At 47.8% G+C, this 15,207-nt stretch carries 12 protein-coding genes; 4 read left to right on the top strand and 8 right to left on the bottom strand.

What is annotated here, in order from left to right; genetic code table 11:
• A partial coding sequence (locus ACTIE6_RS01770) for a hypothetical protein (protein WP_439554991.1) occupies nt 1–328 on the bottom strand: 328 nt, incomplete at its 3' end.
• Nucleotides 329–467: 139 nt separating this feature from the next.
• On the opposite strand from ACTIE6_RS01770, the gene ACTIE6_RS01765 reads away from it, so the two are divergent.
• Together ACTIE6_RS01765 and ACTIE6_RS01760 are read left to right on the top strand one after the other, a co-directional pair.
• A complete protein-coding gene (locus ACTIE6_RS01765; RefSeq protein ID WP_439554990.1) occupies nt 468–1,289 on the top strand; it encodes an alpha/beta fold hydrolase in 822 nt (273 codons plus the stop codon).
• A gap of 84 nt (nt 1,290–1,373) precedes the next feature.
• Complete coding sequence (locus ACTIE6_RS01760; RefSeq protein WP_439554989.1) at nt 1,374–1,745, top strand: DUF4180 domain-containing protein; 372 nt, start codon at nt 1,374–1,376, stop codon at nt 1,743–1,745.
• Nucleotides 1,746–2,568: 823 nt separating this feature from the next.
• Here the strand turns inward: ACTIE6_RS01760 and ACTIE6_RS01755 are convergent.
• From ACTIE6_RS01755 to ACTIE6_RS01730, 6 genes are all read right to left on the bottom strand, one after another.
• Nucleotides 2,569–3,342, bottom strand: a complete 774-nt coding sequence (locus ACTIE6_RS01755; RefSeq protein WP_439554988.1) for an NYN domain-containing protein — start codon at nt 3,340–3,342, stop codon at nt 2,569–2,571.
• A gap of 123 nt (nt 3,343–3,465) precedes the next feature.
• Complete coding sequence (locus ACTIE6_RS01750; RefSeq protein WP_439554987.1) at nt 3,466–4,065, bottom strand: alpha-ketoglutarate-dependent dioxygenase AlkB family protein; 600 nt, start codon at nt 4,063–4,065, stop codon at nt 3,466–3,468.
• A gap of 451 nt (nt 4,066–4,516) precedes the next feature.
• Nucleotides 4,517–5,551: an LLM class flavin-dependent oxidoreductase gene (locus ACTIE6_RS01745; protein ID WP_439554986.1), complete on the bottom strand. Its 1,035-nt coding sequence runs from the start codon at nt 5,549–5,551 to the stop codon at nt 4,517–4,519.
• 231 nt (nt 5,552–5,782) lie between these two features.
• Nucleotides 5,783–7,057, bottom strand: coding sequence for a glycosyltransferase family 4 protein (locus ACTIE6_RS01740; RefSeq protein WP_439554985.1), 1,275 nt, complete (start codon nt 7,055–7,057; stop codon nt 5,783–5,785).
• A complete protein-coding gene (locus ACTIE6_RS01735) occupies nt 6,952–7,938 on the bottom strand; it encodes a lysylphosphatidylglycerol synthase transmembrane domain-containing protein (protein ID WP_439554984.1) in 987 nt (328 codons plus the stop codon). Before ACTIE6_RS01735 ends, ACTIE6_RS01740 begins: the two co-directional genes overlap by 106 nt.
• On the bottom strand, nt 7,928–9,166 hold the full coding sequence (locus ACTIE6_RS01730; protein ID WP_439554983.1) for a glycosyltransferase family 4 protein: 1,239 nt from the start codon (nt 9,164–9,166) through the stop codon (nt 7,928–7,930). The genes ACTIE6_RS01735 and ACTIE6_RS01730 overlap by 11 nt, the downstream gene beginning before the upstream one ends.
• Before the next feature lie 55 nt (nt 9,167–9,221).
• Here ACTIE6_RS01730 and ACTIE6_RS01725 point away from each other — a divergent pair, with 55 nt between their 5' ends.
• Together ACTIE6_RS01725 and ACTIE6_RS01720 are read left to right on the top strand one after the other, a co-directional pair.
• Entirely contained in the window at nt 9,222–10,331 is a 1,110-nt protein-coding gene (locus ACTIE6_RS01725; protein WP_439554982.1) for an endonuclease/exonuclease/phosphatase family protein, read from the top strand.
• A gap of 148 nt (nt 10,332–10,479) precedes the next feature.
• Nucleotides 10,480–12,063, top strand: a complete 1,584-nt coding sequence (locus ACTIE6_RS01720; RefSeq protein WP_439554981.1) for a DUF4394 domain-containing protein — start codon at nt 10,480–10,482, stop codon at nt 12,061–12,063.
• Nucleotides 12,064–12,309: 246 nt separating this feature from the next.
• On the opposite strand, the gene ACTIE6_RS01715 is transcribed toward ACTIE6_RS01720, so the two are convergent.
• The gene (locus ACTIE6_RS01715) at nt 12,310–15,075 is read right to left on the bottom strand and encodes a DUF6797 domain-containing protein (RefSeq protein ID WP_439554980.1); all 2,766 of its coding nucleotides are present in this window, start codon (nt 15,073–15,075) and stop codon (nt 12,310–12,312) included.
• Nucleotides 15,076–15,207 lie beyond the last annotated feature (132 nt).

Below are 15,207 nucleotides of genomic sequence, written 5' to 3'. Positions count from 1 at the left end.
CAATCCCCGCATTCACCAGCCCAATTTTAAGCTTATTAATCCTGTCCAGCATGAGCTGATTTGTCACCTCCGCAGTTTCCCCGGTTTGCACCACATGGAAAGTAGCCACGTAAGTATCCGGCATGATGTTGATCAATCCTTTGATGGAAACAGTGATGGTGCTGTCATTTGAATTATCCCTGGAAAACCGAGCCGACGAGGTAGGGTTTGCTCTTACTGCATTGTATTGCGCATTGCCAATATCTTCATTCGCATTTCCTGAAACCTGTGCATTAATTTTGATACTTGCGCTGAAAGCGAGGACAGCTGCAATCATGTATTTTTTCATATTTAACCTACTAGTTGAATATGAAAAATGAAGAACCCTTCACGAAGTATCGCAATGCGATTATTCTTCGGTAAGGGAGTTTTTATTAGGGAATGTTGCGTTATTGCCGCAGTAATTTTCACTCTCAAAACACAAAATCATGAGCACTTTGCAGCTAAGAGATGGGGCCACAATGTTTTACAAAGATTGGGGTACCGGACAACCTATTGTTTTTCACCACGGCTGGCCGCTTTCCGGCGATGACTGGGATAGTCAAATGATGTTTTTCCTCAAAAAAGGCTTCCGCGTCATTGCACACGACCGTCGTGGCCACGGACGTTCTTCCCAAACGTACCAAGGTCATGAAATGGATACTTATGCTGCCGACGTGGCAGAGCTGGTTGCGCATCTGGACCTTAAAGACGCCATACACGTAGGTCACTCTACAGGTGGTGGCGAAGTGATTCATTACGTAAACAAACACGGAAACGGCAGGGTAGCAAAAGCAGTATTGGTAAGTGCCGTAACGCCGATTATGGTACAAACAGAAAACAATCCGGACGGGGTTCCGATGAGTGTTTTTGATGAAATCCGCAAAATGACTGCTACGCAACGGACGCAATATTTCAAAGATTTCTCGGAGGCATTTTATGGCTACAACCGCGATGGCGCCGTTGAAAAGCAGGGAGTCCGCGACAACTGGTGGCGTCAGGGAATGATGGGAAGCATTCTTGCCCATTATGAATGCATTAAGGCGTTTTCTGAAACGGATTTTACCGAAGATCTTCAAAGTGTTGACATCCCGGTATTGGTGCTACACGGTGAAGACGACCAGATTGTACCTTATGAGATTACAGCAGTGAAGGCAGCTAAACTGTTGAAAAATGGAAAACTGATCACTTACCCAGGTTTTCCACACGGAATGCCAACTACAGAAGCAGAAACGATAAATAAGGATATTCTGGCATTCATTCAGGAATAATTGCTACTAGCGCTGCATAGTTGCCAGAAGCATTCAAATGGCCGGGCGGAGATTCTCCTGCCCGGCAAACAATATATTTGAAATATGGAAATGACCATTACCTCACATACTGTAAATGAAATTCAAATCGCCGAAGTCACTTCCGACAAGCTGATTATTGAAACTGCGGAAGACGGACTGGACTTATTGGGCAACCTCTATTATCAAGGATTTGACAGCATCATCATCCACGAAGAAAATCTCACACCATCCTTCTTCGACCTGAAAACCGGCATTGCCGGAGAGATACTTCAAAAATTCTCCAACTACCGAATGCGCCTGGCCATCGTCGGAGACTTTCAAAATTATCCCGGAAAAAGCATTCGTGATTTTATTTCTGAAAGTAACCGAAGTGGGAAAATTAACTTTTTGGAAAGTGTTGAAGAGGCTTTGAAGAAGCTGTCAAAAGTGCATTGAGCTATAAAGTCGCGAAATTCAAAATTGCTCTACTAAGTCAGTAATATCGCCACAATAACAACAAAAAGCCGCAGCGCGGCAAAACATCGGTAGCCTAAGGTGCCCAGCATGATGCCAAATCCCGGAGGGATGTAACGTCGTGTTTGATGTTGCATGCCTAGCGGCATTTGCGACATCGCTATTGAGCCTCGTGGTTACCGATATTGCATGCCTAGCGGCATTTGCGATTTCGCCTTGAGTCTCGTGAGGGTTACCGATATGTTATGCCTAGCGGCATTTTCGTCACGCTCGTCTGGGAGCAAGAGCATTTCGAAGTAAGGATTATGCTAGACCAAAGCAAAAAGCCGCAGCGCGGCAAAACATCGGTAGCCTCAGGTACAAGCACGATGCCAAAATCCCGTAGGGATGTAACGTTTTTTCCGATGTTGCATGCCTAGCGGCATTTGTTCATTCCTTGGAGCTGTGTGGGAGTTACCAATATTACATGCCTAGCGGCATTTGCGATATCCCGTTGAGCCTCGTAGTTACCGATGTTTTATGCCTAGCGGCATTTACGACATCGCTTTGAGCCTCGTGGGGGTTACCGATATGTTATGCCTAAAGGCATTTCCGCCACGCTCGTCTGGGAGCAAGAGCATTTTGAAGTAAGAACTATGCTAAACCAAAGCAAAAAGCCGCAGCGCGGCAAAACATCGGTAGCCCTCAGGTGCAAGCACGATGTCAAAATCCCGTAGGGATGAAACGTTTTTTCCGCCGTTACATGCCTGACGGCATTTGTATTGGGCTTGTCTTGGAGCAGGAGCATTTTGAAGTCAGGATTATGCTATTTCAACCTGACCAGGGGGTGGTTCAATCCATTCACATCATTTTTTACGATTTTGTATTTATCCAGACTCTTGAAAAGTGATGTCAGTGTCTTGAATCCGTAGGTACGGGAGTCGAAGCTGGGGTCGATTTTGCGAAGTGAAGTGCCGATTTTGGAAATGAAAGCCTCTTCTTCCTCATTGGCAGATATCTCAAATGCTTTGTCAATAATGTTCATATCGATCTTCGGGTACCTACGCTTTGAATCTTGTTTTTTAGGCTCTTTCTTAACGATTTCCTTTCGGATAACATCCACTTTCTGCGGCTCTGGTTCCTCTGCACTTGTATCCAGCTCGGCCACCAGGTTTTCGCTGAAGGTGAAGATCTCGCAGGAATTCACAAACGCGATTGGCGTATTTTTTCGGCCGATTCCCATTACAAAAAGTCCCTCTTCCCGGATCCGCTTTGCCAATCCGGTATAATCGCTGTCGCTTGACACAATGCAAAAACCTTCGACACTCTTGCTGTGCAGAATATCCATTGCGTCAATAATAAGCGAGCTGTCCGTTGAGTTTTTGCCTGTCGTATAAGAAAATTTTTGGATCGGACTGATCGAATGCTGGTTAACAATCTCCTTCCAGCTGTTCATCTGGTTCGTGGTCCAGTCGCCGTAAATGCGGCGGATAGTCGCTTTGCCGTACTTGGAAACTTCCTCCAAAGTTTCCTTCATCAATTTCGCCTGCGCATTGTCCCCATCGATCAATACAGCGATGTTAAACTTGGTTTCACTCATGGGTTTGAATCGTTTTCCGATTCCAACTTACGTAATAATTCGATGGGCTGTTTGCTGTTGGCTAGTAAGTGTTAGCTAGTAGCTGCTGGCTTTTATCTTTTGATTTTCGGAAATGGTCTTCTTTTAATGTAAAACTTTCCTGAATGTCAGGTTAATCCTCGCATTCATAGGCTTTGCCGATTTGGCAACTCGGTGTTCCCAAAATCTTTGCAAATCGCCCTTCATGAGTAATAGTGAGCCATTTTCCAGTACGAGTGAATACTGCTGACGATGGTCTTTCTTGTTCCGGAAATCAAAATTGCGGACCTGACCGAAACTCACGGAGGCTATTTCGGTTTTCATGCCGGGGATCGTCTCCTTGTCGCTATGCCAGGCTACCGAATCCTTTTCGTTACGATAGTAGTTGAGCAGCACGCCATTGAAATTCATTCCGGTATATTCTTCCACTTTCTTTTTAATTTCCCAAAGTTCTTCTGTCCATTCAATAGGAGGTCTTTTATCTCCCTTTACCATCGGCCTGTCGCCGAACCACGCGGAAAGACGCGGTGTAAGTACTTCTTTTTCATACATCACCACCTTGGTTTGCTGCCAGGGAATGGTGAGAACGAAGATTTTCAGATATAAGTCGCTTGTCTTTTTATCAAAAAAATCAGGCACATAATCCATTAAATGTTGCGGAAGCGAAAGGTGCTCCCTATCGTTGAATAATTTGAATTGTTCCATCTCCCCGTACCCATTTTTTGCTTCTAACTACTTCTTCCTGATTATTTTAACATCGTTTATCCTGCTAAACTTTGGGCGCTACCGGCATTGGCAGGTCAGCAGGCATGGATTCTATGTACTCCAAGTCTCATCTCGGGCTTCATCGGTTCTCCCAATTTTATCACAAATTCTTGGTTGTTGGCTTGTTGACATAGCGCTTTCTTTTTAGGTGTATAGAGATGATTTTGTCAGGCTCAAACTTCAAAAAAAGATCGCATTTATACAAGCGATTGATATTATAATAATCAAAATAATGATATTTAAGATATCAATTGAAATTTAATCTACTGATAGTCAAGATTTAATAGGTTCGCAAATCAACTCAAATCAGCAGATTTGGAGAACAGCATAAATCGTCAGAATCATGCCTGATTCTAAACGCAAGAATGAAGACAGAATCAGAATGGGGTTTCTATTGATGGAGCGCCTTCCGAACTGCGGGCGCAACTTTATCTCCCAGAAGTTCAATCGATTTCATCAGAACATCGTGGGCGGGCGCGCCTACGTCGGTGTGGAGCAGGAAGCGGGTAAGTCCGAACATTTCCTGTTGCTGTAAAATTTTGTCGGTAACCTGGTTGGGATCGCCCACGAACAATGCGCCATTGCTGCTGCGACCGCCCTCAAATTGCTGCCGCGTGTAAGGCGACCAGCCGCGGCTTCTTCCCACACGGTCCATTTGCGCAGCGTAATTCGGATAGTACAGGTCCGCCAATGCCCCACTATTCTCCCCTACCAGCCCGTGCGAATGCGTTGCCAGCTGCATTTTAGCGGGATCGTGACCTGCATTGATGTATTCGGTTTTATATAATTCAAAAAACGGTTGGAACTGGGCCGGATTTCCACCGATGATCGCGATAATCAATGGAAATCCGAGCCGCGCGGCACGAACAACCGACTGCGGCGTACCACCCACAGCGATCCAGATATCCAGTTTTCCTTTGGAAGGTCGCGGTAGTACCTGCTGTTTGTCAAGCGATGCGCGGTATTTGCCTTTCCAGCTGATCGTCTCTGTTTCATTGATCTGTTTCAGCAAGTCCAGCTTTTCAGTAAACAGCCCGTTGTAATCATTCAGGTCGTAGCCGAAAAGCGGGAATGATTCGATAAAGCTTCCGCGGCCCACTGTGATTTCGGCGCGACCATTGGAAAGCAGGTCAACTGTGGAAAAGTTCTGATAAACACGCACGGGATCATTAGAGCTGAGTACGGTTACCGAGCTGGTCAGTTTGATGCGCTTGGTAACTGACGCGGCGGCAGCCAGAATAATCTCTGGAGCTGACACTGCAAAGTCGGGCCGGTGGTGCTCTCCTATCCCGAAAACATCAAGTCCGACCTGGTCTGCCAGCCTGACCTCTTCCAGCATATCCTGCAAACGCTGCTGCGATGACTGAAACGACTTTCCAGCCTGGTTATAAGCCAGATCCCCGAACATGCTTATTCCTATTTCCATGATAATGTTCCTTTTGAATGCTATTACAGAGTTACGTAAAGAAAAGGCGATTAGGGCGGTATAAAGTTCATTCTAGGGCTGTAAATAGGTTAACAGCAGGACCAGCTAGAAACCAGCTGATTGCTATTTATGAAGAGAAAGAAAAATCCAGTGAGTACCAGAAATACGATTATCGGAATCTTTTGACCAACTCTCATTAAAACGACAAACCCGGCCTCAAATCATGTTCTCCTAACGCTCCACGCATGAAAGGAACAGATTATAGTACCTTCCTACCATCCTGTCCCAGCTGAAATTTGCCTCGGTATATTGTCTGAATGCATCCTGATTCGGTTTATCGGTTCCGGATAGAATAACTTCGTTAAGCCGCTCAGCCCAGGCAGTGGCATCGCCCGATGGAAGCAGGTGGCCGTTTTTACCATCCTGAATGGCGTCGGGGATACCGTCGATATCAGCAGCGAAAACGGGCGCTCCGGCTATTGCAGCTTCCAGGCACACCAGTCCGAAACCTTCCATATCACCTTCCACCTTGATATTTGGCATAATGAAAGCGGCTGATGCAGCGAGAATCGCCTGTACGTGATCGGTTGGGAGCTTTCCAAGATGCTTCACTTTTTCATTCGATGCAGGATCGCTGAGTACTTCACGCAGTGGGGCATTATCCGTCGGAAAGCCGAGGAACAATGTAATTTTCTGCGAAACACTTTCCGGCAGAAACGAAAGCAGCCTTTCGGACCTGGTTGGTTTGGGCTGATATGCGCCGATCAGCAGAAGCAGAAATTCACCTTGCAGCCGGGGAACCACATTTTTAATAAACCATGACATACCCTTCCGCTTCACAGGTCGGCCCAATGCGACCAGTATCCGCTGTCCGTGATAATTGATCCCATATTCAGCAAGCAGCCCTGAAATGTTCGTTTCGCTTTTAGCACGCGGAATCCGGATATCCACCCCGTTTGGGATAACAATCAGTTTTTCTTCGTGAATGCCAAGTGACGCAGCCGCTTTTGCAGTGGCATTGCTGACAGCGATGAGCTTATCAAATCTGTTGAACTTCGGCAGAATGCGCCTGTGGTAAGTCGCGCTAGGAAAAACCACGTCGAGGCCGTGGAGGGTAGCTGTCCGTTTCAGGTGCGCATACCCTTCGTGCCGCACACAAAAAGCAGCCAGCAGTCCGTCGTTAAAATGAATTACCTTGATTCCGGGATTCTGCGCGCAGGTTTCAATGATCCTTTTTTTTAACAGCATAAAAAAGCTGACGATACTTTCATTTCCGTCAAAAACGATTTTGTGCACTTTGCAGTACCGCTCCATTCCGGTGATCAGCTCGTAGCTTTGCTTCTCCATTCCACCCACAGCCGGTGGGTATTTGTGACTTACAAAGAGGATTTCCATTGCATTCAGGAGGATATGCGTTTGTTCCTGGCAAATACCGCGTAAAACAATGCTCCCATTAAAATCCAGAAAAGCTGGCGCGTGCGGCGGAGTGCCGATACTGACAGCCACAACGATGCACTCGAAATGCCGATCACACTCAACATCAACTTATTGCCCAATTCTTCCACTCCAATCTGTCCGGGCACGAATGCGCCGGCAGACTTCACGATCACCACGCCCATATCGAGCAAAAGTCCGTGCATGAGCGTTACATCGTATCCGAGCAGTTTTAATATAATGTAAAATTCAACCGACCCGATCAGCCAGTGGAGCAGGAATGCAGCGAATGCGAGCAGCAATTCTTTGGGGTGCGCACTAGCGAAACGGTTGAGCTCGATGCGGATATCGCGTATTTTGCTGTTGATCTTCACCCACCTTCCCGCACCAGCCGCAAGCGGGCCGAGCGCGGCCGCCCTTTTTACCCACCAGAAACAACCGGCCGCAAACAGTATCAATGCAAAAATGATAATCGCAACATATGCCGGCGCTATCAACAAAATGTCCTGACTACTGACCAGCCAGAGCATCGCCACCACAAGCAGTACCAGCTGACTGAGGATCATCAAAAACCGGTACATAACCACAGAAGTAATTGCAGTTTGCTGATCGATCCCGTAAGGTTTTAAAAGAAAAACCTTGAACATATCCCCTCCCGCGACGCTGGCAGGATTGAACATGCCGATCGTTTCGCTGATGTGCCTGACAACAAATATCCTGAAATGCGAAATCCGGCGGCGTGACTCGCCCAGGCAAAACCACCACCCCACAGCGCCACACCAGTAGGCAACAAACGTACTCAACAAAATCAGCAGAAAGCCCGAGCCGGCTGTTTGCAGTGCCCTGGATACTTCGGCCAGGTCGGTGTTCCGGATAAATTGGAACAACAACACCGAGATACTCAGCACCAGGACGATCTTGATAATACGTAAATATGCAGGGTTAATCTTCAAACTGGATCTTTTCCGTAGGTTGGGCCAAAGCAATGAGATCGCTAAAATAAACCCTGGCGAGTTCATCCCAATCATAGCTGCGGCTGTATTCGATCGCATTTTCGCTTAACCTTGACCTTAATGCTGGGTTTTCAATCACTTCCCTGATTTTTTCGACATAGCAAAAAGCATCATAAGGCGCGCATTTGAATCCGTTTTCGCCTTCTGCAATGAAATCCCTGCTTCCGCCACCGTCTGCAACTACCGGTACCAGCCCGGAAGCCATCGCTTCCAGTACCACATTCCCGAAAGTTTCAGAAACAGACGGAAACACGAACACGGTCGCAGAAGCGTACAAGACAGACAGCTGTGTATGATCCAGCTGACCTGGAAAAATTGCGTCGGGCATTCTGGCTTCACAATCTTTTCGGGCCATACCGTCGCCGGCAACTATGAAATTGCATGGTACATGCTCCGCTTTCAGCAGATTGTAAATATCGATCAGCGTTTCCAGGTTTTTTTCCCAAACCAGCCGGCTTGCAAAAAGCACAGTGGGCAGGTCATTGCCGGTCAGCTTGTGTAGATATTGTTCGTCTTTTTTCCGGGGCGAGAAAAGGCTTGTGTCCATTCCCCGCTTCCAGATCTTCATATTGTGCGGCGACATTCCGCTCTCCACCAGCTCTTTGGCAATACTTGTGGAAGGAATGTAAACTTTGTCACAACTCCCGTAAAACCGGTTCTGCCATTTCCTGACGCGGTTTTCGACAGGTTTTATCAAAAACGGCAGGTATTTGAAATAGTAGGAAATGTAGCTGATGAAATGGGTGTGATAAATGCTGGTAACAGGCAGCCTGTTTTCCTTTGCATAACTCAAACCAAAATGCCCCAGAAAAGAAGGTGTTGCGATATGTACAAGATCGGGCTTGAATGCGTCGAGGCGAGCGCGTGTTTCAGCAGCTGCAAAAGCGGGCATACCGATCACGTAATTGCTATTGAACGGAATGGGCAGTGACGGAATGCGGAAACATTCAAAATCTTCGACCCTATCTGGTCCGCTCGCGCAGATAAACAGAAATTCAAACTGCCCGGGATCAATGCGGTGGAAAAGCTGGAACATGGTACGCGCTGCCCCGTCAAAATCGGCGACGAGGATCTCAGCGAAAAAGGCAACTCTCACTTTTCTCATGGTATGATCTGCTAAAATAGCTGGTGCAGGTTTCCTGAATGTGAACTTGCTGTTAACAATCATACCAAACGCAAATTTTGTTCCTGATGATTCAGCTGCCGCATTTAAAATGCAGGATGTGACCATTAAGCTTGAAATATCCGCATTAAATAATGATAAGGTAATATTCAGGATGCATCCTGTTCACATGCCCGGACTAATTTCGGAGATCATTAAAACGCACGGAATGATCAAGTTCAAGTCAAAAAAGCGCCGGCAAAACCGCACTGTCTGGCTCCTGCTCCTGCTGCCTGCACTCTGGGCGAATACAGTCACCCGCGAAGCACCCGACTTCAATAACCCTCAGGCCGCGGCCACAGATACTTCCTCCTCAGGCAGCTTTACCGTGATCAGCTACAATATTGCAGGCTTGCCCCAGCTCATTTCCAGTGCAGCGACCGACCGGGACCCAAGTATCCGTGAAATCGGCGCGCGGCTCAACCGGTTTGATATCGCGCACGTGCAGGAAGATTTTAATTACAACCGCACTTTGTACAGCCGCAACAACCACCCTTTCCGCAGCGCGAGCAAAGGCAAAATCCCGTTTGGTGACGGGTTGAATACGCTATCCAGATTTCCTGTCAGAAACCTGAAAAGGATCAAATGGGAAGATTGCACCGGCGCCGATTGCCTCACGCCAAAAGGATTTACTTTCAGCAAGATCGAGATCGCGCGGGCTGTTTTTATAGACTTCTACAATGTACACGCCAATGCATACAACCATCCCGCCGCAGCCAGGGCGCGCCGCCGGAACATTGCTCAACTTGCAAGGTATATCCGTCAGAATTCAGAAGGCAATGCGGTCATTCTGATGGGCGATTTGAATGGACGTTACAGCTATAACCTGGATAATATTTCAGTTTTACAAAGCGAGCTCGGATTGCAGGATGTGTGGGTTGAAAGTAAAAACGAGGGTAATGTACCTCAGCCGCTCGCCGCCATTCCGGCCAAAGATATCCTCTCCATTGACCATCATACCGAAACTATCGACAAGATCCTCTACTGCAGCAGTACTGCGGTGCAAATGGAAACAACAGACTACCAGTTTGAGAAGCACCTGTTTTCCACACCGGAAGGTACCCCGCTTTCCGATCACCACCCGGTAACTGCCCGGTTTTCGTGGCGTGTACAACCAAATTTACCCGCTGTACTTGCCGCAAATCCGACAGGTAGAAATCAGGCAAGATGAACTGACTTTCAGGAGGTATATTTATCTTTAAACCAAGACATTAAAATGAGATTAAAAGCGAATTAAATTTATTTTTCCGCATTTAATCCATTGCCAAAGCTGCGTCGTAGATGGTCTTAAAACTATTTTCATCTTACTCGAACAGCTTATGAAGATTCTCAACAATTCACTTGGACGGACATTTGCCGCCGCCTCTCTCAGCCTCTTTTTCCTTGCTTCCTGCGAGGATCATCGGGTCCCGCCGACAGAACAAGCATTACCTGACAGAATTTTTTACGCATTATCGGACAACAACCAGCTGCACGAGATCAATGTCAGAAGTACCTCCTCACCTTTGCGCTCATTTAATGTAACTGGTCTGGCGAGCGGCGACAAGCTGGCGGGAATCGACTTTCGTCCGGCTACCGGGCAGCTTTACGCGATCGGTACTTCCAGTGTTTTGTATCATGTGAATGTAAAAACGGGTGATCAGGAAGGTAAGGCGACGATTATTGATACACTTGCAACTGCATTGAACGGATCAAGTATTGGTTTTGATTTCAACCCGACTGTTGATAAAATCCGCGTGGTAACCAGTACCGGTCAGAACCTGCGCCTGAACCCTGAAACGGGCGCAATCCTTGCAGGCGACTCTCCTTTGAACCCGGGCAGTCCGAAAGTGGGCGCGGTAGCTTACACCAACAGCCGGGCTGGCGTAACAGCGGCACCGGGCGGCACAGGCACTACCCTTTACGATATTGATGCAGAAGCCAATATGCTTTACATTCAAAATCCTCCAAACCCCGGCGCATTAGTTCCGGTTGGTTCGCTTGGATTGGATATCAGCGAAGTGGGTGGTTTTGATATTTCTCCTGATATGTCAGAAGCAGACCGCTACCCGATCGCTTCCGTGAAATTTGATAATAAATGGGAGCTGGATTATGTGGATTTAAAAACGGGCAAATTGCAAAAGCTGGGCGATCTGCCTGCTGGTGTCAATATTGTTGGTATCGCAATCCCGGCTATGCCGGTAGCCTACGCACTGGATGATGCCAATAACCTGAAAATTTTCAATCCGACGAATGGAAATGAATACGGCACCAAAGCGATCTCCGGTCTGAACGGCGTGATGCTGCAGGGGATCGATATCCGCCCGATGAATGGAAGATTGTATGCGTTGGGTAACAATAGCAAACTCTACGGAATTGACCTGGGAAGCGGCGCGGCTACCGAGCTGACTATGCTTAAAGACGGAAGCAATAATCCAATTATGCTCAGCGGGACCCAGTTTGGAGTAGACTTCAATCCGGTGGCAGACAGGCTACGCGTAGTAAGCGACAATGGACAAAACCTGCGGATCAATGTAGATAATGGATTGACCCTTGTTGATGGTGCATTGAAGCTGGACAACGCTACTCCATTTGTTACCGCAGTAGCTTATACCAACAGCTATCCGGGCGTAACCGCAGCCACAGCCGGCACTACGCTGTTTGATATTGACAGCCAAAAAGATATGATCTACAAACAAAATCCACCCAATGACGGAATCCTGATTGACGGAAAGCCACTAGGTATTGACGCGGGATCCAGCATTGGATTTGACATCGGAAACTTCACGGGCATGGGTTACGCCATTTTCACCGTGGGAGGTACCACCAGTTTTTACACAGTAAACCCTGCAACCGGCGCTACGCAGTTAAAATATGCTTTCAGCAATCCGGTAAAAGGACTTGCGACAGGTTTTGGCTTGTAAATTTCGGTTTTAAATGCAAACAGGCGGCCTGAGAATTCGGGCCGCCTGTTTTTTTGCTTGCCTAGGTTGGTGTTGTCACCAACCTGTACCGAGCCTATATTGGCGACAGCACTAACTTGGGCTTGGCATTGGGTGTATGTTCATGTTGGTGATAACACCAACATGGGCTTATACGGCATAAATGGAAGAACCACCGGGTGCAAACGTTCTCAACCTGAAAAATTAATGTGCTGACAGCAGAATCTCCTATTTCTTCAAAGATTTGATATAAAGGATTACAGACTCGATGTCGGTGTCTGACAGCACGCCTACAAACGAGGGCATTTCTTCATTATAGCCTTTTACAATGCGCTTTGAAGGCGTCAGAATAGATTCGCGGATATACTTTTCGTCGGCGATTGTTTTGCTGCCATCGTCAAAGATCCTTTCAGATTTGTACAGGTTCTGAAATGGTGGCCCGTACATTCCGTCTGTCCGCAGCCCTTCCGAGTGGCAGCCCGCACAAGCCATTTTCTGGAACACTTCCTTACCCTTTGCAGCTGACGCTACTTCTGCTTTCGCCGGTTCTGCTGCCGCTTTTTGTGTGGTTAACAGAGCCAGGTCTACATTGGAAAATCCGTATTTCTTGAAATCGACGTCGCTCGTGTGGTTTAAGGTAAAATAGAAATGATCATTCATTTTTCTGCCGTCTGCCGCAAGCAGCTTGTAGCCCACTTCCATTTGCATGATGTCGGTCATACCCGGCACAAGCAGCAGAATGTGTTTTTTATCCGGGGAAAGATATGCACCTGCCACCGCCATTGTCTCCTCGCCTACACTGCCGTCAAGCTTGAAATGCCCGGATCCGTACTCTTCGGTGCGCTGGTAGTTGTACCTTTTGATCTCATAATTACCAACATTCGTAGCAGCCGCTGCTTCAAGAGGCGAATCAAATCCGATGACAATACCCTGGGTACCTGCGCGGAAATGGTTGGGCAAATAACTCCGCTTGCCTGTGTACCGCAGCCGCACCAAAGAGCTGATCCCCAGCGAGCTGGAACCCCATAAATTGAATCCGGTAACGTAGAGCTGCTCATCGACCGGGTTCATAGCGCCCTTTGACGTAGGTGCAGGATAGTTGGCATTGATAAACGAAACCCCACCCTGAGGTACCTTCGAGGCACTATCGATCAGAACACGGAAAAGCCCCGGCTCTCCGAATGAGAAATGGATCAAACTCCCATTGAGCGGCCCCATTTTCTTGCCGGTGATCCACGCCTGTCCCAGGCTCGACCGGTCGACGCTGTGAGGTATCCACGTCAGAGGCGGCGTGATTTGCGGATTATCTTTCCGGTGCATAGTAGGCTGCACACCGAAATAATCTCCTTTTTTAACCAGGTAAATGGGCGATGACGGAACAAAGTTGCCCTGCTGGTCTGTGGCGGTTAATGTACCGGTTTCAGGATTGAAGCCAAGATATGGGCCACGCAAGCCGGTAGCGATCACTTCTGCATTCCTTCCGTCTGGTGAGATTTTCAGGATCGTTCCATTCTGGTCTGAACCTGCACGAAACCCTTTTCCTGTTACCGCCGTCATACCCGGTCCGTTGCTGAGGCTTCCTCCTTTGGCAATGTAAAAACTTCCGTCCGGCGCATACACCATATCCGCCGCCCACTCTCGCGACTCAGCCGATTGCGACATCACATTCGAAAAATTTTCATAAAAATCCGCATTACCATCTTTGTTCAGGTCGTGCAGCTTCACAATTCCTTCCCGACCGAAAACATAAATGGAATCTTTCACCACTTCGATGCTCATCGGCTCGTGAAAACCGGACGCAAAGCGCCTCCATTTGATATTTTGCAAAGGCTTGTCAATACCTTCTACAGTCCACACGTCACCTTCAAAGGTTACCACCGCTGCGCGACCATCTTTGAAAAACGCGATATCCGCAATGCGGACGTTTCGTTTCCAGGGATTTGTCAGCGGCAATGTAAGCTGGTCCGTAACAAATGCGGCTGTGTCGGGCGACAGCTTGCCGCGCGTAGTAACCACCTGCGGCCACAATGCGGGTCCGCCCGTTTTGAAGTCGGGCATGGCAGCAGGTTTGCTCTTGCAGAACTTTTCAAATGCGCCCAATTTCGATACAGGGCCTTTCCAAATCGCAACACTTACTTCACCTTGTTTTGCGCCAGCTGGTACTTTTACATTCAGGTACCTGTTTTCAACAGCGGCCGGCTCCCAGCCGGTTTTTCCTTTTCCCATTATTGCCACAGCCGTAACGGTATCTTTCGCCTGGCTGTTAAACAAGTAGTTGATATTTCCTTTCTTCTGAACACCCGCGCCGTTCGGCACTTCGGCCAATGTCAGGTAGAGGTCTTTGTCTGCATTACTCACCTGGAATGTCCGCGTGAATGCGGTACCACCTTCAAACTTTGCACTGGCGGGTAGTTCGTAAATCGATGCATTACCAACCGAGTAGCTTAAAACCGCCTTTTTACCAAAAACATACACACCACCCCACCTACCTTTCGAAGCCGGGAGTGCCTTCCACGTGGGCTCCGCATTCTCTTTTTCACGAAAAGATGGTCCCGAAACAGACCAGCCTGCATAAAGTCCTGTCGCAATCTGAGGCGCGCCGGTTACCTTGCTGATCTTGTTGTTTTTGTTGAAAAAGTCATTGTAGGAGATCTGCGCCATCAAAACCATTGGCAGAAACTTGCCCGTCCACGCCACAGACCAGCGCAGCAGATCGGTATCAAAACATGCATAGGCACTGTCGCCCAGCTGCAATGCGAGTGTACGCGCAGCTTCATTATCGGCCGGGAAAGAAGGCCCCATTTTACGGGCATCGACTGATGTTGAAATGTATGGAAAACCAGGCTCCACAAACGGATTCAGTTGAAGCGAGTCGGGACGATCGGACTGGTTTTGCCAGTTGGTATGGCCGGTGATCAGCACCGATGCGATTGCCAGCAGCAGCCCGGAAGCAACACTCCATTTGCTGATCCGGGATTGAAAGGGTTTAGACATTATGTTCAGGAATAAAGAATATGTCCCAAAAGCCGCCAGGGATTTGAAAGTTACTTGAAGCAGTGGGTTAATTTAACCGACGAGTTCAAAACAAAGTACCCTGAAACCTGCCGATCCGATTAAATCTATATA

The sequence above is a fragment of the Dyadobacter sp. genome (assembly GCF_051859145.1).
Classification (GTDB): Bacteria; Bacteroidota; Bacteroidia; order Cytophagales; family Spirosomataceae; genus Dyadobacter.
Note: the sequence above shows the minus strand (reverse complement) of the source record. Positions and strands in the feature narration are given on the sequence as shown.

Coding starts and splice junctions, on each gene's coding strand:
- ACTIE6_RS01755 (WP_439554988.1), bottom strand. CDS start 3,342: ATGAGTGAAACCAAGTTTAACATCGCTGTATTGATCGATGGGGACAAT.
- ACTIE6_RS01715 (WP_439554980.1), bottom strand. CDS start 15,075: ATGTCTAAACCCTTTCAATCCCGGATCAGCAAATGGAGTGTTGCTTCC.
- ACTIE6_RS01760 (WP_439554989.1), top strand. CDS start 1,374: ATGGAAATGACCATTACCTCACATACTGTAAATGAAATTCAAATCGCC.
- ACTIE6_RS01750 (WP_439554987.1), bottom strand. CDS start 4,065: ATGGAACAATTCAAATTATTCAACGATAGGGAGCACCTTTCGCTTCCG.
- ACTIE6_RS01730 (WP_439554983.1), bottom strand. CDS start 9,166: ATGATTGTTAACAGCAAGTTCACATTCAGGAAACCTGCACCAGCTATT.
- ACTIE6_RS01720 (WP_439554981.1), top strand. CDS start 10,480: ATGAAGATTCTCAACAATTCACTTGGACGGACATTTGCCGCCGCCTCT.
- ACTIE6_RS01765 (WP_439554990.1), top strand. CDS start 468: ATGAGCACTTTGCAGCTAAGAGATGGGGCCACAATGTTTTACAAAGAT.
- ACTIE6_RS01745 (WP_439554986.1), bottom strand. CDS start 5,551: ATGGAAATAGGAATAAGCATGTTCGGGGATCTGGCTTATAACCAGGCT.